Below are 18,822 nucleotides of genomic sequence, written 5' to 3'. Positions count from 1 at the left end.
TACAGACAACGAAATGGCGGGGTGTTCAGTTCTCGTCGCTGCCGCCAGCGGTCAGCAGGCGCGCATGGCCGAAATGACAGGCAAAGGTGGACCCGATGCCCGGCATGCTCTCGATCTGCAACTGCGCCTGATGCAGGTTCAGTACGTGTTTGACAATCGATAGTCCCAGGCCGGTGCCGCCGCTGTCGCGCGAACGGCTCGATGAAATGCGGTAGAAGCGCTCAGTGAGCCGCGCCAGGTGCGTAGTCGGAATGCCGAAACCGGTGTCGCTTACCGAATATGCCGCGCCCTCCGGCGTGCGCCGCCAGCGAATGGTGATGCTGCCACCGATCGGTGTGTAGCGCACGGCGTTGCTGACCAGGTTCGACAGCGCGCTGTGCAGATCTTTCGGCGAACCGAGTAGATCCGCTTCCGCAGTCGACTCCAGGGTGATCTGATGGCGACCCTGGCTCAGCGCCTCGGCCTCCTTGCGCACGGTGGCCAGCAGCGATGCCATCGGCACACGTTCGTCAGCGACCTGATGTTGGGTTTCCAGTCGCGACAGGGTGAGCAGATCTTCGACGATCTGCCCCATTCGCTTGGATTGCGCGCGCATTTCGCCCAGCACGGGCGCCAGTTCGGGCACGTCTTCCGGGTCGATCAGTTCGAGGTAACCGTGAATCACCGTCAGCGGCGTGCGCAGTTCGTGCGAGACGTTGGCGACGAAGTCGCGGCGAATCTGCTCGAGTCGGTTCAGGTGGCTGATGTCGCGTGCCAGCAACAAGTGTTGGCGGCGACCGAACGGCAACATGCTGACGTTGAGCTGGCTCTCGGGATGTCCAGGGGCCATCACATCATTGATCGGCTCCAGCGCGCCATCCTGCAGCCAGCCGGAGAGGTCCGATGTTGCCAGCCGCTGATGCAGCAATACACCGCGGTCGCGCGGCCGACGCAGGCCGAGTAGATTCTCGGCGGCGTGGTTGAACCAGCGAACCTGCTGTTGCTGATCGAGCAGCACCACCGCATCGGGTAGATGACTGGCGGCGTTGCGCAAATCACGCAGGCTGGAGGCGATACGACGGGAACGTGTCATGAAACGGTCATGCTGTAGAGGGCTGACGCCAGCGGGTGCGGGCATCATGGGCTGCGTTTGATGACGGATTCGAGTCAGCAGCAAGACGACTTCGAAAAGCGCGACAAGCGCCACGCCGGATGCCACGTGTCCGCCGGCAAACCAACCAAGCAAAGCACCCGCGAGCAAGGCAGCCGCGAGCGCTATCGATAATTTCCAGAAAGATATTGTCGCGGACTGTGCCATTCAGGCGGGATGCTGGCGAGCGTTGGAGGCTGGGTCGCCAGCATCGGCAAAAGCTTGCGCCGCTGCAAGCCCGGCGCGCAATTCAAATGCGACCGGATCAGGCATGGATGGTTTCAGGCGCTGATTGAAAACCGATAGCCGGTGCCGCGCACGGTTTGCACCATCTCGTCGAGCTTCCATGGTTCCAGCGTCTTGCGCAGGCGGCGGATATGCACGTCGACAGTGCGCTCTTCCACGTAGACGCTGCCGCCCCAGACATGATCGAGCAGCTGCGTACGCGAATAGACGCGCTCGGGATGCGTCATGAAAAAGTACAGCAGGCGGTATTCGGTCGGGCCGATCGGCACCGCGTCTTCGCCGGCAAACACACGATGGGCAGGGCCGTCGATGCGCAGGCCACCCAGTTCCACCATACCCGAGCCGTCGTCACCCTGGCTGCGCCGAAGCACGGCCTTGATGCGTGCGATCAGTTCGCGGGTGGAGAAGGGCTTGACGACATAATCGTCGACGCCGGCTTCCAGGCCGTTGACGCGATCCATCTCCTCACCGCGGGCGGTGAGCATGATGATCGGGATCTCGCGGCTGAGTTCTTCCTTGCGCATGCGCCGGGCAAGCTCCAGGCCGCTCGTGCCGGGTAGCATCCAGTCGAGCAGGATCAAGTCGGGCACCTGCTCGGCAATCGCCAACTGGGCGGCGCGGGCATCGGCGGCCTGCATCGCGTCCATGCCGGCTTTGCGCAGGGCGAACGCGATCATCTCGCGGATCGAGACTTCGTCTTCAACGATCAAAATGCGCTTGTGCACGCGGTGGTCTGCCGGTGGCTTATGACGGAAGTATTGCAACCCATCAATGTTACGTCTCGATGACATGGGTCAGGTCATTTCTAGTCCAATGGCCGCGGATTGTCACGAAGCACGTTCAAACGCTGCATTGCTAAGTGAATCGGCGCACGGGATCGCGCATGGCTAGCCGGCGCCGAAACACAGGCGTTCGCCGCACAGTTGATTCTGCTGGCCGGGCTGCTGCCGCCCGTCGGGATTGTCGTCGGTGCTGATCCGGCGCTTGTGCAGTTCCATCACCAGTGGCGTCAGTTCGGTGATGCGTGCCTGGATGCGCACTCGCGCGTAGTAGTCGAGGTCAGTACGCTTGAGCATCCGCTTCAGCTGTTCCATCGCGTCGAACGGGCGGCCGGAGTAATAGCTGGCATCGGCGAAGGCTTCCTGGGCGCGCACGCTGTCACCGGCTTTTTCACTGGCGCGGGCATAGGCACTGTAGATTTCCGGCTCGTCGGCGTTGTCCAGCAGCGGCCGCAGCAGATTCGCCGCCTGGGTGGCCTGTGCCTTGTCGCCTTTCGCCACGAGTGCGTCGGCGTAGGCCAGCGCCACAGCACGATTCCGCGGCGACTGTGTCGTGAGTTCGTCATACATGGCCAGCGCGGCGGCGCGCTGACCGGCCTGCAGGCGCGCATCGGCCATGGCCAGTTTGAGAATCAGATTGTCGCTGTGTGCCTGCAGCAGCGGTTGCAGTTGTTCGATCGCCTGTGTGCCGCGACCGCTACGAGTCAGCGCCAGCGCATAACCGTACCGTGTTGCGGGTGTGTCGAAGCCATACTGATCTTTCAGGTTGGAGGCGTAGTAAATCACCTGCTTGGGTGCGTCGTCGGCCAGCACGCGTGCCCGTTCGCGCATCAGCGAATAGGTATCCGGCTGACCGGGTGTTGTCGCCGCGGCGGTAAGCACGGACGGATCCTTGACGAATGACATCGGCGCGGTGATTTTCTCCCACTGGCTCTTGTTCATGCTGGTTGGTGCGGGGCGCAGCTTCTGTGCGGCCACCAGCGCACCGGCGCGCGACTTGGCATCGCTGATGCGCTCGGTGGTCACTGGATGGCTTTGCAGCAGCGATGGTGTCTGGATGCCGCCAGCATCGGCGCTGGTGACTTCCTCCAGACGCTCGAAGAAACTGGCCATGGCGTTTGGGTCGAAGCCAGCCCTTGCCAGCGTCTGGATGCCGACGCGATCGGCCTCGATCTCGTCGTGACGGGTGAAATTGATCGACTTCTGCGCGATCAGGCTCTGGCCGCCGGCTAGCACGGCAATCGGTGCGTCGCCGGCGTGACCGCCAGCGCCGGCAGCGATGGCGCCGAGCAGCACCAGAGCCATCAGCGGCGCATCCTTCTTGGAGTCCTCGAAGGCCCGTTCCAGATGGTTTTGCGTGATATGGCCGATCTCATGCGCGATCACGCCGGCCAGCTCACTTTCATTGCGGGTGATGATGATCAGACCGGAGTTCACCGCGATGTAGCCACCCGGTGCGGCGAAGGCGTTGATCTCCGGATCCTTCACCACGAAAAACGCGAAGTGGTTTTTCGGCTTGTCACTGTTGGCGGCCAGCCGGAAGCCGAGGTCGTTGATGTAGTCATCCAGCAGCGGATCGTCTACCACCAGATCCAGCGCACGCATCTGGTGCAGCATCGCAGCACCGTAATCCTGCGCCTCCTGTGGCGAGATCAGCGCGTTGGCCGAGCTGCCAAGGTCGGGCAGGCGGTCCTCTTGCTGCGCGCCTGCAGCGCATGCCAGCGTGGCGGTCATCAAGGCCGTCAGCAGGCGTGGTGCAAGTCGTCGTGGTGCCATGATCATAGGTAAGCGACAATACCACTGTGACCGCGCTGGATTGCAGCGGTTCTGCTGCCGTGCGTGCTTGAGCTCGGCACTGTCTGCCCCCAATTCACGGACCATCGTCAATTTAAGTTCAAATTAAGTTCGGAGTGCTGTCATGTCCAAGATCGAGGTCTATTCCACCGCCGTTTGCCCGTACTGCGTATCCGCCAAGAATCTGCTCAAGGCAAAGGGGCTGGAGTGGACCGAAGTGCGCATCGATACCGATCCGGTGCAGCGTGATGCGATGCTGACGCGCAGCGGTGGTCGACGCACGGTGCCGCAGATTTTCGTCAATGATCAACACGTAGGCGGATTCGATGATCTGGTCGCTGCCGATCGCAGCGGCAAGCTGGCCCAGCTGCTGGAGTTGTCGGCATGAGCGACAGCTTCGCTGAGTTCACCGAATTTCGTCAGCGCATGAATGACCGCATCCTCGCCGAAGATAACCAGGTGGTGCGGCGGTTTTTCGCGCTCGACACGCAGACCTACAAGGCGGGCGCACTGGATGTGAAGACCAAGGAAATGCTCGGTCTGGTGGCATCGATGGTGCTTCGTTGCGACGACTGCATCAGCTACCACATCGCCCAGTGCAAGGAAGCCGGTGTGCAGCGCAACGAGTTTTTCGAAGTGTTCAGCGTAGGCCTGGTGGTCGGCGGCTCGATCGTGATTCCGCACTTGCGTCGTGGCGTGGATCTGCTGGACAAGCTTGAGGCAGGTACGGCCAGTGGTGCGGCTGGTTGCGCGGATCACGCCACCAAGTAATCAATGTGGGAAGGTCGTTGACCGCGATGGTTTCAGGCACGCCCGATGAAGCGAATTCACCGGAGAATTCCCGCATTCTCGGGTATTCATGCTCGCCGCATGGTTGACCCGTGCAGCTTTCCGCAACGCTCCGTGCAAGTATTTTCAGCGCCCAGCAGCCCCCTTGCACTGGCCGCATCGCGCCACATCGGCGATAATTGATCGGTTTTCAGCGCGCGCCCCCGTTCTTCCTCCCCCTGCGTGCGCTGCTCGATTCCCCGTTCAAGGAGTTTCCCATGAGCAAGACGATTGCTGTGATCGCCGGTGATGGCATTGGCCCGGAGATCATGACAGCCACGCTGCGTGTGCTCGATGCGCTCGACTGCGATCTGACTTACGACTTTGTCGATGCGGGCATGGTTGCGCTGGAAAAGCACGGTGACCTGCTGCCCGCGTCCACGCTGGAGGTTATCGGCAAGCACAAAGTGGCGTTGAAGGGCCCGCTGACTACGCCGATCGGTGGTGGTTTTACCTCGGTCAACGTGACCCTGCGCCGGCATTTCGACCTGTACGCCAATGTGCGTCCGGCGATCAGCTTTCCCGGTACCAAGTCGCGCTACGAGAATATCGACATCATCACGGTGCGCGAAAATACCGAGGGCGCCTATCTCGCCGAAGGCCAGACGCTGTCCGAGGATGGCGAGATCGCCCAGTCGATCATCCGCAACACCCGCAAGGGCAGCACGCGGATCGTGCGTTATGCGTTCGAGATGGCCGTGCGCAAGGGTCGCAAGAAGATCACTGCCGTGCACAAGGCGAACATCCTCAAGACCAGCACCGGGTTGTTCCTCAACGTGGCACGAGAAATCGCCAAGGAATACCCGCAGATCGAGTTCAACGAGATGATCGTGGACAACACCTGCATGCAGCTTGTGATGAACCCGCACCAGTTCGACGTCATCGTGACCACCAACCTGTTCGGCGACATCCTATCGGACCTGTGTGCAGGTCTGGTCGGCGGTCTGGGTCTGGCGCCGGGCGACAACATCGGTACCAACGCGGCGATCTTCGAAGCCGTGCACGGCTCGGCGCCGGATATCGCCGGTCGCGGTATCGCCAATCCCTGTGCATTGCTGCTCGCCGCGGCCGACATGCTCGATTACTTCGACATGGTGGCCAAGGGCAATCAGCTGCGTGCGGCGATCCGCGCCGCGGTGGAACACGATCGCGAACAGATCACGCCCGATCTGGGCGGCAAGGGCAGTACGGATACGTTCGCCGACGCGATCGTCAAGCGCATCAAGGCCTGATTCACTCGTTCACGTTTGGCCGTCCAAAATAAAAGCCGCGGCTGGTTCCGCGGCTTTTTTATTGCCTATGCGAACAGTCGGCGGAAATTTTCAGCGAAAAATTGGCCATGGCGCCAGAAAAATCAGCCAGATCATCACCAGGATGCCAGCGTATTTGAGGCCCTTGTAAATCTTCTTGTGCCGGCTCTTGAAGCGACTCTTGAACGAGTTCGATGAATCACCTTTGCGCTTGCTGAAAGCAAACAGGCGATTGATGAAGCCGGTTTTCTCGGTATCGGTATCGGAGTTGGGTGAGGCGGTAATGCTGCCCATGAAAACGCCAACGCGATGGTTGATCGCATTCATCCAGCGCGTGCGCAGCGGTCGTTCCACATCGGCGAACAGGATCACCCGAGTCTCGTCGGTACCGTTTTCGGCCCAATGCACGTAGGTTTCATCGAACACCACATCCTTGCCGTCGCCCCAGGCATGCTCGTGACCATCGACGAAGATGCGGCAGGCAGGCGAATTGGGCGTGATCAGCCCCAGGTGGTAGCGCAGCGATCCGGCAAACGGGTCGCGATGCGGATTGAGTTTTGCACCGGGGGGCAGCAGTGCAAACATTGCGGCTTTTACGCTCGGAATCGACTTCAGCAGCGCGACGGTGTTGGGGCAGAGCGTCTCGGCCGAGGCCAGCGGCTCGCCGTACCACTTCAGATAAAAGCGCTTCCAGCCTTGTTTGAAAAAGCTGTTGAAGCTGGCGTCATCGTTCTTCGCCGCGGCGCGGATATAACCTTCGTCGAACAGATGCATGGCTTCGTCGCGGATCACTCGCCAGTTGGCCTGCAGGAGGTCGAGTTGCGGAAAGCCACGACGATCGAGAATCGGTCGCGCCGGTACCGCCGAGAACGCGTACATCAAGAGGTTATAGGGCGCGAATATCGCCGAGTGATCGACCAGCTGACGATCGAATCGCAGCCGCACGCGCCCACGCAAATGCACCAGCAGCACGCACAATGCGAATGCCAGCAACAGGTACAGCACAATCAAGCGGAGCGTGAAGAAATCCATGTTGTCCAGCAAGTTCGGGTTGCGTTGGGCCTGTATCTGCGGGATGCAGGCGAGCAGAAGGTGATCCAGCCACGCCTTCTATCGTGTCCATGATACTCCGCATGGTTATCTGCGCTTGTCCGCGCGGCAAGCCGGCAGGGTGGTAGACGAACGATGGATGCCGATCGAACTACCTGACGCAGGCAAGGTTGGAAGCCGTTGGCCCGATGCCGCACATGCGAATTTACGCTGAAAATGTCGGTATGGACGAGCGCCTGCTGCTGCCTAGCGCCGCAGTTTGTGCATTAACACGGTGGTGAAATCGCTGTTCCACTCGGTATCCGGGTACCGGTCGATTTCCTGGTAGCCGTGCTTGCGGTAGAAAGCCAGACTCTGCGTGTTGAAGGTATCCGTCTCCAGCCTGAACAGGCTGACGCCCGCCGCGGCCATCTGCTGCTCGGCCAGCTCAAGCAGCGTCGAACCGATGCCCATGCCCTGATGGGTTCGGCTCACATGCAGCGCTTCGATAAAATCGTCCCGCCAATGCACCACGCCACATACTTGCTGGTCTCTGGCGGCAATCCAGAACTGCTCCCAGGCTTCGTTCACATACTGACCAAGACGATCTTCGCGCTCGAAAGCCTCTGCGGCTTCGATGCTGAGTTGCGGCAACCATGTGCCGCGATAGGTGTCGATCAGCAGCGCGCGCAGCGCCACGCAGTCTTCAACGCGCGCGCGGCGGATTTCAAGTTCGAGCGATGAATGCCCTGGGAGAGAGTTGTGCTGCATCAGCAAGCAGGCCGGCAAGGTTAAGTACATCAGTGTGCAAGTACAGGTGCCGGGTCGCTACTGGGTCGATAGCCGTGCTTCAGGGCCCGTTATACATACAGCACTGCCATTCCGATGCAGTGCTTCGGCCTCGGACAGGTTGGGCGTAAGCACGTCGGCCAGCGGAATCAGTGAAGCATCACGCTTGTCGCGTCAGCAGCCAGCAGACAGGCACTGGTGGATGAGACGACATTGACAGGTCAGGAGGGTTTCTTGAACCGGCAAGAAATGCTGGCAACGAACAACAGTATCCCGTGGATATGGGCGAAGCCTTGCCCGACGGCATAACCGGTTGTGTAAGCAGCAGTTCTGCTGTTTACACAACCGGGATGCAACTGGACCAACCAGTCAATCGAGAACGAGCAAGCTGCTTACTACGATGCCGATGACGTCAAATATCTTGTTGCGCATGATTTCCCTTTTCTTGTGATGGACCTTCGCCACCGATCCGGAAACCAAGCCGGTTAGAGCGCCTCCGCCGCAAAGTCCGCCAGTCGCGAGCGTTCGCCGCGACGCAGGGTGATGTGCGCCGAATGCTCCCACTGCTTGAAGCGATCGACCGCATAAGTGAGGCCGGAGGTGGTTTCGGTGAGATAAGGCGTGTCGATTTGCTCGACGTTGCCAAGACAGACGATCTTGGTGCCGGGACCTGCGCGGGTGATCAGGGTTTTCATCTGCTTTGGCGTGAGGTTCTGCGCTTCGTCGATGATCAGATATCGAGACAAGAACGTTCGGCCGCGCATGAAGTTCAACGAGCGGATCTTGATGCGTGAGGCGAGCAGGTCGTTGGTCGCCTGGCGGCCCCAGCTGCCACCGTCTTCGGGATTGGCGAGCACTTCGAGGTTGTCGGTGAGCGCGCCCATCCATGGCGTCATCTTTTCTTCCTCGGTGCCGGGCAGGAAGCCGATGTCCTCGCCGACCGAGACCGTGGCGCGAGTCATGATGATCTCGCGATAGCGCTGCTGATCCATCACTTGTGCCAGTCCGGCGGCCAGCGCCAGCAGGGTTTTGCCGGTACCGGCGTTGCCGAGCAGGGTGACGAAATCGACGTCCGGATCCATCAGCGCGTTGAGCGCGAAATTCTGCTCGCGGTTACGTGCGCCGATACCCCACACGTGATGATTGGCGTGCGAGTGGTCATCGAGCAACACCAGCGTGGCGTTGACATCGTCCAGATGCAGCACGCGCAGTTCGACCTCGTTCTCACCGGGCAGGAACAGGCATTGGTTCGGGTACCAGTCTTCGTCATCATGGCGATGGACCTTGTAAAAGGTGCGCCCGCGCTCGGTCCACGATTTTACCTCGGGATGCCGATTCCAGAAGTCCTCTGACAATTCGGCCGCACCGGTGTAGAGCAGCGAGAAATCGTCCAGCGCGCGATCGTTCTCGTAGTCCTCGGCGACCACGCCTTCGATGCTGGCCTTGATCCGGAGATTGATGTCCTTGGTGACAAGAATGACATCGCGATCCGCATGCTGATCGCGCAAGTCCATCACCGAAGCGAGGATCTGGTTGTCCGCCTTGCCGCGATTGGCGCTGATGCGCTGCTCGAAGTACAGCCGGCCTACTGCATTGTCTCGTTTGAGGTTGATGCCCTGCGGGTTGGAAAGCTCCAGCCCTTCGCTCAGGTTGTGGTTTTTGCCACGTTCGATCAGCTCGTTGAGAAAACGGCTGACCTGACGGCCGTTGCGCGAAACTTCCGAGGCGCCTTTCTTTTTTTCGTCCAGCTCCTCCAGCACGGTCATTGGGATAAAGACGTCGTGCTCCGCAAAACGGAACAGCGAGGTCGGGTCATGCAGCAGGACGTTGGTGTCGAGAGCGTAGATGCGCTTGCTTCCGGTCATGCGGAAGAGTCCTCGCTGGTGGGTGGGTGACACAAAGATGGCGTGCAGTCTGCCGTCATCGGATGATCACGGCGATCAACGTGGCGGCGTTGGCACGTCGTTGCTGTGAAAGCGCGGGATGGCATGAAGTTCACTTGGCAGGAATGGCGTCGAACACGGCTTGCGCGTGACCGGGGACTTTCACGCCGCGCCATTCCTGGTGGAGCCTGCCATCGGGGTCAATCAGAAAGGTGCTGCGCACGATGCCCATGTGGCGTTTTCCGTACAGCACTTTTTCGTGAATCACGTCGAATGCCCGGCACCAGGCCTCGTCGCCATCGGAAACCAGCGGAAACGGCAGCTCCTGTTTTGCGACGAAGTTTGCATGGGATTTCAGTGAATCGCGTGACACACCGATGATCTCGGCATTTCGCTTGCGAAATTTTGCATACAGTTCGCGAAAGTCCTTCGCTTCAGTGGTACAGCCGGGCGTGCTGTCCTTGGGATAAAAATACACCACCACCCACTGACCTTTGAGGCTGGCGAGCTTCAGCTCGCTGCCGTCGCTGATCTGTCCTTTCAGTGGGGGAAGTTTCTTGCCGAGCTCGGGCATGATGACTCCGGCACGGTGAAGCGTCACCGTGGTCGATGCGTTTGAGATGGATGAGGTAAGAGACGCGGACAACGATGGGTTGGGGGCGTGCTACAGAGGTTTGATGCTGCGGTGTCGCCGATGCGGCGACTGGCGCGCCGATGGCAATCCTTGTGAATCGATGAGCTGGCTGCAATGCAACGTCCCTCTGAAGTCCCGGGTCTAGACTAGCGCGTGCATGGCGGCAGATAACAGCCCTTGTCAGCCGGCCGTTATCGCGCGATGCTCAAAGGCCCGGTGAGATTCAGAATTTCACCGGATCCATGATTGCATCCAGATTCAGCCCGTCGCACAGCTCAAGGAAATCGTCGCGCAGCGCGGCAATGTGTATTTCCGATGGAACGCCGATAGTGAACTGGGCCTGGAACATCTCCGCGCCGGTCTGCATGGCCTGATAGCGTGTCGAATTGAGTTGTTCCACGCTGATGCCGTGCTGGGTGAAAAACTCCACGATGCGCACCACGATACCGGGCCGGTCGGCCGCGACCACTTCCACCAGATACGGCAGCAAGTGCGAGCTGTTTTCGCGCGGGCCAGTACGGTAGTGCACCAGTCGCAGGCTTTCGTCGCGGGCCAGCTTGGTTACCGCGGTTTCCAGCTTGGCCAGCGCATCCCACGCGCCACTGGCGAGCAGCATCAGCGAAATTTCCGTGCCGATGCTGGAAACGCGCGATTCGGAAAGATTGCAGCCGGCATCGGCAATGCGCTTGGCCAGCGCCAGCAGCGGCGACTTGGTTGACGGCGTGAGAGCCTGAATCAGCAGCTGATTGTCGCTGCTTGAATGCGCGGAAGGGGAAGAGGCTTTCAAAAAATCCACCTGGTGACGTGATCCCGCGCAGCGCGGTGATGTGAGATTACTCCATCAGGCTTACTTGCTCGCCTTGTGAGGCGGCAAGTAACATGTACGGTCTGCCCTGGAGCGGAATCGATTCTTGAACATTCGCGGAAGCATTTGCGCGCTGGTGACCCCGTTCGCCGCCGATGGCGCGCTCGATCTGCCAGCATTCGGTCGAGTGATCGATTACCAGCTGGCCGGCGGCACTCAGGCGCTCGTCGTTGCCGGTTCGACCGGCGAAGCCCACATGCTGGAGCACGACGAGTTCGATCGCCTGCTGGCCTATGCCGTGGAGCGCGTCGCGGGGCGCGTGCCGGTGATCGCGGGTACGGGCGAAGCGGGTACCGCCAAGACCATCGCGCTGACTCGCCGGGCCAAGGCGCTGAGCGTCGATGCTGCGCTGGTGGTGGTACCGTATTACGTGCGCCCGACCCAGGAAGGCTTGCGCCGCCATTATCTCGATGTCGCCGATCATGGCGAGCTGCCGGTGCTGATGTACAACGTGCCAAGCCGCACCGGTAGCGATTTGCTGCCGGAGACCGTAGCCAGCCTGCGCGAGCATCCGGCGATCATCGGCATCAAGGAGGCGCGGGGCGATCGGGAACGCATTTCAGCGCTCGCGGAACTTGTGAGCCCGGATTTCGTCTATCTCTCCGGCGACGACGATTCGGCCGGTGAAGCGATGCTGGCGGGAGCCGCCGGCACCATCTCGGTCGTGGTCAATCTGGTGCCGCAGGCGTTTCGTGCGCTCTGTGACGCGGCGATTGCTGGTGACAAGGCAGGTACGGCACGCTGTCACGCCGCCATCGAGCCGTTGTTGCAAGCACTGAGCTGCGCGCCAAACCCGATTGCAGTGAAGGCCGGATTGCCGGTTTTGGGGCTGGGCTTGGCGGTGCCAAGGTTACCTCTGGTTGAATTGAACGACGGTCCGGATCGCGCCCGATTGCACCAAGCGCTGTCCAGTCTGGCATCCTTGGCGACTGCGGCCGCTTGACGGCTGTCTGAACTTTCTTACGGAATCCGATTACATGAAGAAAACTCCACTCCTCGTGGCCTTGCCAGTTCTGGCCCTCAGTGGCCTGCTGCTCTCTGGTTGCGGCATGTTTCGCTCGCACAAAGCCTGGGACACCGCCCAGCAGGAGTCGCCGCTGGAGATCCCGCCGCAGCTGGATCGCCCCACGACCAGTGCAGCGCTGGTGATTCCGCCGCCGGGGGGCAATCAGCCAACGTCCAATGGCGCCACGGCTAGCATCAATGGTGGCTCGGCCGGTGCGATCACCGACGGCTTCGTGATGGTCGGCAATGTCGACGATGCCTACAAGGCGGTGGGCGCCCAGTTGGCTGACGGTAGCCTGGGTCAGGTGACGGCTCACGACGATACCGCGCGCACCTATTCGGTCAGTGTGCCCAACGCGGTGATCCAGCAGAAGAAGAAAGGCTTCTTCGGCATGTTCAAGAAGAGCGCACCGACACCTGTCGATGCTGCCGGTGCGACCACGCATCCGGTGCAGATCACTGTCGACAGCAGCGGTACGGAGGCCAGTGAAGTTCGTGCCCAGGGTGATGCGCCTGCGGTGATCAAGGTTGTCGATGCGCTGAGGACGACGCTGGGCAAGAAGAAGAAAGACAAGTAACACTGGTCTTTGCCCTGCATGGCCAAGATGCATGCAGGGTTGCCCAAAAAGAACGCCGCCTTCAAGGCGGCGTTCTTGCATTCGGGGTTCGCAGAAATCAGCGCTGCAGCAGGTCGAGTTTACCGGGCTTGTTTTCCCAGTCTTTCGCGTCTGCGAGGGCATCCTTGCGCTCGGTGATCACTGGCCAGCCCTTGGCCAGCTCGGCATTGAGCGCAACAAACGATTCCTGCCCGGCGGGTACGTCATCTTCCGGATAGATCGCGTTGATCGGGCACTCGGGTTCGCACAGCGTGCAGTCGATGCACTCGTCCGGATCGATGACCAGAAAATTGGGGCCTTCATGGAAGGCATCGACCGGGCAGACTTCGACGCAATCGGTATATTTGCACTTGATGCAGTTGTCGATGACGACGAAAGTCATGGAGGCAATTCAGCTGTAGGTGTGGCGGTCGGAAGGCTCTAGTGAAGAGTGCGGCCATGGATGGCCGCTTCTGGACCAGCCAATTCAAGCGCCGCGCGTCGTCGAGACCCTCTCCAGACAACAGCAATCATGGAAGATTGCACAAATAATGGTGCTCCCTACGAGACTCGAACTCGTGTTCCCGCCTTGAGAGGGCAGTGTCCTGGGCCACTAGACGAAGGGAGCGTTATCCTGCGAGGCGCGCTAGTATAACGGAATTGTTTCGCCCGGCAATGCTCGATACGCCTGATTCCAGGTATGCACTGACGGCGCTGTATTGTAACGACTCAACTCATGGGCCCATCGTCCTGCAAGGATTCCTACCGCTTGAACTTCGAACCAGGGACCGACATCACGCCGACGCTGCGGATCATTCCGCGTGAACAGCACATCATCTCCCGCAAGAACATCAGCAAGGCGGCCCTGCGCGTCCTGTACCGTTTGAACGAGGCCGGCTATACGGCTTACCTAGTGGGTGGTGCGGTCCGCGATCTGCTGCTGGGCCTGCATCCCAAGGATTTCGACGTTGCTACCAGCGCAACGCCGGACGAGGTGAAAAAGTTGTTCCGCAACTGCCGCCTGATCGGTCGGCGCTTTCGCCTGGCACACGTGGTGTTCGGGCCGGAGATCATCGAGGTGGCGACGTTCCGTGGCCTGGGTGAAGAGGGCGGCGAAGGTGATCGCCACATCGTCGACGGTCGAATCGTGCGGGACAACATCTGGGGCACCATCGAAGAAGACGCCATCCGCCGCGACTTCCGCGTCAATGCGATGTATTACGACATCAGCGACTTCTCTGTGCGCGACTACGTCAATGGCAGCCGCGATCTCGACGATCGGGTGCTGCGGCTCATTGGCGATCCGGTCACACGTTACCGCGAGGATCCCGTGCGCATGCTGCGCGCAGCGCGTTTGGCGGCCAAGCTCGACATGCAAATCGATGCGGCTGCCATGGCGCCGTTCGAGACGCTCGGTCCGCTGCTGGGCGACGCGGCGCCAGCGCGGTTGTTTGACGAATCGCTGAAGATGTTTCTCGGCGGCCAGGGTCTGAAAAGCTTTCGCATGCTGGAAAAGTGCGGGCTGCTGAAATTTCTGTTCCCGGCCACGGCGCGAGCGCTCAAGCGTGGCGATCAGGCGTTGCGTTCACTGGTCGAGCAGGGTCTGGCCAATACCGACACCCGGATCGCCGAAGGCAAATCGGTGACGCCGGCTTTCCTGTTTGCGGTGCTGCTGTGGGGCGAGGTGCGCGATCTGGCGCATCAGTGGATTGGGCAGGGCATGGACGGCAACGAAGCGTGGGCGCGTGCCGCCGCGCAGGTCGTCGCCGAGCAGTGCCAGCGGGTGGCGATCCCTCGACGGTTCACCTTCACCATGGAAGAGATCTGGTCGTTGCAGCCACGCTTCGAGCAGATCCAGCGCAAGCGGGTGTTCCGCCTGATGACGCATCCGCGCTTTCGCGCTGCCTTCGACTTTCTGCTGCTGCGTGCCGATGAGTCGCCGGCGATGCGTGAGTTGGGTCAGTGGTGGGCGCACGCGCAGTTGCTGCCGCAGGAGGTGCTGGCGGCGGCGCTGCCGGCTGGCGGCGGCAGTCATGCCAGTGACAATATGCCGATGCCCAGCGCCGGTCGGCCGCCGCGTCCGCGTCGGCGTCGCCGCAAGCCGGGCGACAAATCGGGCTCGGCGTGACACTGGCTTACGTCGCACTTGGCAGCAATCTGGGTGATTCGCGGCAGCAGGTGCTTGATGCCATGGATGCGTTGGCCGCGTTGCCGGATACGCGCCTGCTGCAGCGTTCGCACCTCTATCTGACACCACCCTGGGGCGTGGTTGAGCAGCCACCGTTCGTCAATGCCGCAGTGGCGCTGGATACCGCGCTATCGCCGCATCAGCTGCTGGATGCGTTGCTGCGGATCGAAACAGCGGCGGGCCGGATTCGTGCCGAGCGCAACGGCCCACGTATGCTGGATCTGGATGTGCTTCATGTCGATGGTGTGCAGTTGGACGATGAACGTCTGGTGCTGCCGCACCCACGCATGGCCGAGCGGGCTTTCGTGCTGTTACCGCTGCGCGACATTGCGCCTGCGCTGGAGATAACTGGCCACGGATCGGTGTCGATGCTGTTGGCGAAGCTCGACTCCGCAGGTTGTGAAAGGTTGTTCTGAGAGCATCCGGCCTTGAGCCACCACCGCGAGCGGCCGATAATCGGCGCCCGTTGTCCGTTGTTACCGTGAGGAATTGCCGTGTACGTGCAGAACGCCAGCACCCCCGAACGCAAGCTGGTCACCGTGCCAGGCCTGCATGCGATGAAAGCGCAGGGACGGCGTATCGTCGTGTTGACCGCCTACGACGCCAGTTTCGCCTGGCAGCTGGAAACAGCCGGGATCGATATTGCGCTGGTAGGTGATTCGCTCGGCATGGTGGTGCAGGGCCATCGCAGCACGCTGCCGGTGACCCTCGACCAGATGGTTTACCACACTACCGCCGTTGCTCGTGGGCTGTCGGCAACGATGCTCGTGGCCGATCTGCCGTTCATGGCCGACCGCGATACGACGCACGTGCTTGAGGCCGGTGCGCGGCTGGTGGGAGAGGCGGGTGCCGCGATGGTAAAGATCGAAGGTGCTGCGCCACATATTCTCGAAGGTATTGCCGCGCTGGTCGCCCGGGCCATTCCCGTTTGCGCTCATCTGGGCCTGACGCCGCAGTCGGTGCACAAGTTCGGCGGTTTCCGTATCCAGGGGCGCGAGCAGGCCGCGGCCGACCATATCCTGGCCGAGGCGCTGGCGATTCAGGCCGTGGGTGCCGATCTGCTTGTGCTCGAAGGCGTGCCCACCACGCTGGGCGAACGCGTGACAGCAGCGCTGAATATCCCCGTGATTGGTATCGGTGCCGGCCCGCACTGCGACGGGCAGGTGCTGGTGATCCATGATGTACTCGGCATTACGCCGGGCAAGCGACCCAAGTTCAGCAAGGATTTCCTGGCCGGGCGCGATTCTGTCGGGGCAGCGATCGCTGCGTATGCCGAGGACGTGCGCAGCGGCGCTTTCCCGGCGCCCGAACACTGTTTCAACTGACGCAACCGAAGCTCTCAACCATGCAGACCGTACAAGACGCTCCCGCGCTGCGCGCGGCCATCCGCGGCTGGCGCAGCAAAGGCCAGACGGTAGGCTTCGTGCCGACCATGGGCAATCTGCACGCCGGTCATCAGTCGCTGATCAAGCTGGCACGGGCACGCACCGAACGGGTGATTGCCAGCGTGTTCGTCAATCCCACCCAGTTCGGTCCCAATGAGGATTTCGAGCGTTACCCGCGCACGCTGTTGCAGGATCAGGCGGCGCTGGCCGATCAGGATTGCGATCTGCTGTTTGCGCCGGACGTGGGGACGCTCTACCCCTTTGGGGCCGAACACAGCGTCAGTCTGCATGTTCCGCAGATCACCGACGTACTGGAAGGCGCCCATCGGCCGGGGCACTTCGATGGCATGGCGACGGTGGTATGCAAGCTGTTCAACCTGGTGCAGCCGGACGTCGCCGTATTCGGCCAGAAAGATTTCCAGCAGCTGAAGGTGGTCGAGCGGATGGTTCGTGACCTTTCGCTGCCGGTAAAGGTGATGGCCGCCCCAACATTGCGCGCGGATGACGGACTGGCGCTAAGTTCACGCAATCAGTATCTCTCCGCTGACGAGCGTGCCCGGGCGGTGTTGATCCATGACACGCTGGTCAAGATGCGCGAGCTATTCCTGCAGGGGCACGCGTGGCGGGCACTGGAGCAGGTGGCCACCTCGCGGCTGGTTCGCGCCGGTTTCGTGCCTGATTATGCCGTGATTCGCCGTGTTGACGACCTGGCCGAACCTGCTGAAGACCAACGTGAAGGCCTGATAGCGCTCATCGCAGCCCGGCTGGGGACGACCCGGCTGATCGACAACTTGATGTTCGACTAAAGCGCCCCTACGTAAGGGCCAGGTTGCCGCAGAGTTGCGGCGAAGCCTCCGGGCTTCGATAATTACCCGTTACGCAGGCCGTTCCTGCGGGAAGTACGTCATGCACCTGAACATGCTCAAGGCCAAGATCCACCGGGTCACCGTCACGCACGCCGAGCTTCACTACGAAGGCTCGATCGCGATTGACGGCGTGTTGCTCGATGCCTCCGGCATTCGCGAGTACGAGCAGATCCACGCCTGGAACATCAACAACGGCAAGCGATTTGTCACGTATGCACTGCGCGCCGAGGAAGGTTCGGGCATCATTTCGGTGAACGGCAGCGCCGCCCATCGCGCTCAGCCCGGTGACCTGATCATCATCGCCGCCTTCGCCCAGCTCAGCGAAGCCGAGCTGGAGAAATTCCAGCCCACACTGGTCTACGCCGACGCGCATAACCGCATCTCGCATACGAATCGGTCGATTCCCAAGCAGATGGCAGCCGCCTAAGGCCTTCGGCGCAGGGCTCCATTCAGCCCTGATGTCTGGTGAGCGCCCACTGCACGTGTTCGCGCACCACCTCGGAATCATGAGTCGCGCGCGCTTGCAGCGCGGCGGTGACCGTGTCTGATTTCGGCGCATTACCCAGCGCCACGGCGATATTGCGCAGCCATCCCTCGTAGCCGGTGCGGCGGATCGCCATGCCTTCGGTGCGTTTGAGGAATTCATCCTCGCTCCAGCCGAACAGATCGACCAGTTTTGCGCCATCGAGGCTGTGACGTGGTGCGAAATCCGGTTCGGTCGTTTCCTGGGCGAACTTGTTCCAGGGGCAGATCAGCTGGCAGTCGTCGCAACCAAAAATGCGGTTGCCCATCGGCGCGCGCAGTTCCTCGGGAATGCTGCCTTTGAGCTCGATGGTGAGGTAGGAGATGCAGCGCCGTGCATCGAGCCGGTACGGGCCGACGATCGCCTGGGTCGGGCAGATGTCGATGCAGCGATTGCAGCTGCCACAGTGCGCGCTGGCCGGTGGATCTACCGGCAACGGTAGATCGGTATACAGCTCGCCGAGAAAGAAATACGAACCGGCGCGTTTGTTGATCAGCACGGTGTGCTTGCCGATCCAGCCCAGCCCGGCGTTGCGTGCCAGCGCCTTTTCCAGCACCGGCGCCGAATCGACGTAGGCGCGATAGCCGAAATCGCCGACCACGTCGTGGATGCGTTCGGCCAGCTTCTGCAGCCGGTTGCGCATCAGTTTGTGATAGTCGCGACCCAGTGCATAACGCGCCACATAGCCCGCTTCAGCATCTTCGATCACGCCCCACGCGTTGGCCGTACCGGGCGGGATGTAATCCATCCGCACGGAGATTACGCGCTGTGTACCCGGTTCCAGTTCGGCTGGGCGGCTGCGTTTGGCACCGTGGCGCGCCATGTATTCCATTTCGCCGTGATGGCCATCGTCGAGCCAACGTTCAAGATGCTGCTCGTCGTCGCCAAGATCCGTGCCGCTGATGCCGGCGTCGGCAAAACCCAACTCGATCGCCCAGCGCTTGATGTCACCAGCAAGCGCGATGTAGTCGAAGCAGGTACGGGTATCGGCGGCGGACATCGATCTATTGTAGACGTTGGTCATGCCTATAAT

At 61.1% G+C, this 18,822-nt stretch carries 20 protein-coding genes and 1 tRNA gene; 10 read left to right on the top strand and 11 right to left on the bottom strand.

The window, feature by feature from the left end:
• Positions 1-25 precede the first annotated feature (25 nt).
• The 3 genes from phoR to HDE79_RS07445 form a co-directional block, all read right to left on the bottom strand.
• The gene (gene phoR, locus HDE79_RS07455; protein WP_184601317.1) at positions 26-1,297 is read right to left on the bottom strand and encodes a phosphate regulon sensor histidine kinase PhoR; all 1,272 of its coding nucleotides are present in this window, start codon (positions 1,295-1,297) and stop codon (positions 26-28) included.
• A 113-nt stretch (positions 1,298-1,410) separates the two neighbouring features.
• Positions 1,411-2,100 (bottom strand): phosphate regulon transcriptional regulator PhoB, encoded by a 690-nt coding sequence (gene phoB, locus HDE79_RS07450; protein WP_184601316.1) that lies wholly within the window; start codon positions 2,098-2,100, stop codon positions 1,411-1,413.
• A 162-nt stretch (positions 2,101-2,262) separates the two neighbouring features.
• Positions 2,263-3,936 carry a M48 family metalloprotease gene (locus tag HDE79_RS07445; RefSeq protein ID WP_184601315.1) on the bottom strand — a complete coding sequence of 558 codons (1,674 nt, stop codon included), beginning with the start codon at positions 3,934-3,936 and terminating at the stop codon, positions 2,263-2,265.
• 136 nt (positions 3,937-4,072) lie between these two features.
• On the opposite strand from HDE79_RS07445, the gene grxC reads away from it, so the two are divergent.
• From grxC to HDE79_RS07430, 3 genes are all read left to right on the top strand, one after another.
• A complete protein-coding gene (gene grxC / locus HDE79_RS07440; RefSeq protein ID WP_184601314.1) occupies positions 4,073-4,336 on the top strand; it encodes a glutaredoxin 3 in 264 nt (87 codons plus the stop codon).
• On the top strand, positions 4,333-4,719 hold the full coding sequence (locus HDE79_RS07435) for a carboxymuconolactone decarboxylase family protein (RefSeq protein ID WP_184601313.1): 387 nt from the start codon (positions 4,333-4,335) through the stop codon (positions 4,717-4,719). The genes grxC and HDE79_RS07435 overlap by 4 nt, the downstream gene beginning before the upstream one ends.
• 275 nt (positions 4,720-4,994) lie before the next feature.
• The gene (locus HDE79_RS07430) at positions 4,995-6,008 is read left to right on the top strand and encodes an isocitrate dehydrogenase (protein ID WP_184601312.1); all 1,014 of its coding nucleotides are present in this window, start codon (positions 4,995-4,997) and stop codon (positions 6,006-6,008) included.
• Between the two features lie 90 nt (positions 6,009-6,098).
• On the opposite strand, the gene HDE79_RS07425 is transcribed toward HDE79_RS07430, so the two are convergent.
• The 5 genes from HDE79_RS07425 to HDE79_RS07405 all read right to left on the bottom strand — a co-directional run bounded on the left by HDE79_RS07425 (position 6,099) and on the right by HDE79_RS07405 (position 11,148).
• Complete coding sequence (locus HDE79_RS07425) at positions 6,099-7,034, bottom strand: aspartyl/asparaginyl beta-hydroxylase domain-containing protein (protein WP_343205938.1); 936 nt, start codon at positions 7,032-7,034, stop codon at positions 6,099-6,101.
• 288 nt (positions 7,035-7,322) lie between these two features.
• The gene (locus HDE79_RS07420) at positions 7,323-7,826 is read right to left on the bottom strand and encodes a GNAT family N-acetyltransferase (RefSeq protein WP_184601624.1); all 504 of its coding nucleotides are present in this window, start codon (positions 7,824-7,826) and stop codon (positions 7,323-7,325) included.
• A 503-nt stretch (positions 7,827-8,329) separates the two neighbouring features.
• Positions 8,330-9,709 carry a PhoH family protein gene (locus HDE79_RS07415; RefSeq protein ID WP_184601310.1) on the bottom strand — a complete coding sequence of 460 codons (1,380 nt, stop codon included), beginning with the start codon at positions 9,707-9,709 and terminating at the stop codon, positions 8,330-8,332.
• A 130-nt stretch (positions 9,710-9,839) separates the two neighbouring features.
• Entirely contained in the window at positions 9,840-10,301 is a 462-nt protein-coding gene (locus HDE79_RS07410) for a peroxiredoxin (protein ID WP_184601309.1), read from the bottom strand.
• A 283-nt stretch (positions 10,302-10,584) separates the two neighbouring features.
• On the bottom strand, positions 10,585-11,148 hold the full coding sequence (locus HDE79_RS07405; RefSeq protein ID WP_184601308.1) for a glycine cleavage system protein R: 564 nt from the start codon (positions 11,146-11,148) through the stop codon (positions 10,585-10,587).
• Between the two features lie 124 nt (positions 11,149-11,272).
• On the opposite strand from HDE79_RS07405, the gene dapA reads away from it, so the two are divergent.
• Both dapA and HDE79_RS07395 read left to right on the top strand, forming a co-directional pair.
• Positions 11,273-12,169: a 4-hydroxy-tetrahydrodipicolinate synthase gene (gene dapA / locus HDE79_RS07400; protein WP_184601307.1), complete on the top strand. Its 897-nt coding sequence runs from the start codon at positions 11,273-11,275 to the stop codon at positions 12,167-12,169.
• A gap of 34 nt (positions 12,170-12,203) precedes the next feature.
• A complete protein-coding gene (locus HDE79_RS07395) occupies positions 12,204-12,809 on the top strand; it encodes a hypothetical protein (protein ID WP_184601306.1) in 606 nt (201 codons plus the stop codon).
• A gap of 97 nt (positions 12,810-12,906) precedes the next feature.
• Here the strand turns inward: HDE79_RS07395 and fdxA are convergent, their stop codons facing one another.
• Both fdxA and HDE79_RS07385 read right to left on the bottom strand, forming a co-directional pair.
• Positions 12,907-13,230, bottom strand: coding sequence for a ferredoxin FdxA (fdxA, locus tag HDE79_RS07390; protein WP_184601305.1), 324 nt, complete (start codon positions 13,228-13,230; stop codon positions 12,907-12,909).
• 149 nt (positions 13,231-13,379) lie between these two features.
• A tRNA-Glu gene (locus HDE79_RS07385) sits at positions 13,380-13,455 on the bottom strand.
• A 141-nt stretch (positions 13,456-13,596) separates the two neighbouring features.
• Here HDE79_RS07385 and pcnB point away from each other — a divergent pair.
• From pcnB to panD, 5 genes are all read left to right on the top strand, one after another.
• Positions 13,597-14,955, top strand: coding sequence for a polynucleotide adenylyltransferase PcnB (pcnB, locus tag HDE79_RS07380; RefSeq protein ID WP_184601304.1), 1,359 nt, complete (start codon positions 13,597-13,599; stop codon positions 14,953-14,955).
• Positions 14,952-15,431 carry a 2-amino-4-hydroxy-6-hydroxymethyldihydropteridine diphosphokinase gene (gene folK / locus HDE79_RS07375; protein ID WP_184601303.1) on the top strand — a complete coding sequence of 160 codons (480 nt, stop codon included), beginning with the start codon at positions 14,952-14,954 and terminating at the stop codon, positions 15,429-15,431. The genes pcnB and folK overlap by 4 nt, the downstream gene beginning before the upstream one ends.
• 78 nt (positions 15,432-15,509) lie before the next feature.
• On the top strand, positions 15,510-16,340 hold the full coding sequence (gene panB, locus HDE79_RS07370; RefSeq protein WP_184601302.1) for a 3-methyl-2-oxobutanoate hydroxymethyltransferase: 831 nt from the start codon (positions 15,510-15,512) through the stop codon (positions 16,338-16,340).
• A gap of 20 nt (positions 16,341-16,360) precedes the next feature.
• Positions 16,361-17,206 carry a pantoate--beta-alanine ligase gene (gene panC / locus HDE79_RS07365; protein WP_184601301.1) on the top strand — a complete coding sequence of 282 codons (846 nt, stop codon included), beginning with the start codon at positions 16,361-16,363 and terminating at the stop codon, positions 17,204-17,206.
• 100 nt (positions 17,207-17,306) lie between these two features.
• Positions 17,307-17,693, top strand: a complete 387-nt coding sequence (panD, locus tag HDE79_RS07360) for an aspartate 1-decarboxylase (RefSeq protein WP_184601300.1) — start codon at positions 17,307-17,309, stop codon at positions 17,691-17,693.
• Between the two features lie 22 nt (positions 17,694-17,715).
• Here the strand turns inward: panD and queG are convergent, their stop codons facing one another.
• Entirely contained in the window at positions 17,716-18,813 is a 1,098-nt protein-coding gene (gene queG / locus HDE79_RS07355; RefSeq protein WP_184601299.1) for a tRNA epoxyqueuosine(34) reductase QueG, read from the bottom strand.
• Positions 18,814-18,822: the final 9 nt, after the last annotated feature.

It is taken from the genome of Rhodanobacter sp. MP1X3 (assembly GCF_014207165.1).
In the GTDB taxonomy this organism is placed as follows: domain Bacteria; phylum Pseudomonadota; class Gammaproteobacteria; order Xanthomonadales; family Rhodanobacteraceae; genus Rhodanobacter.
Note: the sequence above shows the minus strand (reverse complement) of the source record. Positions and strands in the feature narration are given on the sequence as shown.

Bases quoted from the DNA above. Each gene is read 5' to 3' on its own strand.
- phoR (WP_184601317.1), bottom strand. From the start codon at position 1,297: ATGGCACAGTCCGCGACAATATCTTTCTGGAAATTATCGATAGCGCTC.
- HDE79_RS07445 (WP_184601315.1), bottom strand. From the start codon at position 3,936: ATGATCATGGCACCACGACGACTTGCACCACGCCTGCTGACGGCCTTG.
- grxC (WP_184601314.1), top strand. From the start codon at position 4,073: ATGTCCAAGATCGAGGTCTATTCCACCGCCGTTTGCCCGTACTGCGTA.
- HDE79_RS07435 (WP_184601313.1), top strand. From the start codon at position 4,333: ATGAGCGACAGCTTCGCTGAGTTCACCGAATTTCGTCAGCGCATGAAT.
- HDE79_RS07430 (WP_184601312.1), top strand. From the start codon at position 4,995: ATGAGCAAGACGATTGCTGTGATCGCCGGTGATGGCATTGGCCCGGAG.
- HDE79_RS07420 (WP_184601624.1), bottom strand. From the start codon at position 7,826: ATGCAGCACAACTCTCTCCCAGGGCATTCATCGCTCGAACTTGAAATC.
- HDE79_RS07415 (WP_184601310.1), bottom strand. From the start codon at position 9,709: ATGACCGGAAGCAAGCGCATCTACGCTCTCGACACCAACGTCCTGCTG.
- HDE79_RS07410 (WP_184601309.1), bottom strand. From the start codon at position 10,301: ATGCCCGAGCTCGGCAAGAAACTTCCCCCACTGAAAGGACAGATCAGC.
- HDE79_RS07395 (WP_184601306.1), top strand. From the start codon at position 12,204: ATGAAGAAAACTCCACTCCTCGTGGCCTTGCCAGTTCTGGCCCTCAGT.
- fdxA (WP_184601305.1), bottom strand. From the start codon at position 13,230: ATGACTTTCGTCGTCATCGACAACTGCATCAAGTGCAAATATACCGAT.
- panC (WP_184601301.1), top strand. From the start codon at position 16,361: ATGCAGACCGTACAAGACGCTCCCGCGCTGCGCGCGGCCATCCGCGGC.
- panD (WP_184601300.1), top strand. From the start codon at position 17,307: ATGCACCTGAACATGCTCAAGGCCAAGATCCACCGGGTCACCGTCACG.
- queG (WP_184601299.1), bottom strand. From the start codon at position 18,813: ATGACCAACGTCTACAATAGATCGATGTCCGCCGCCGATACCCGTACC.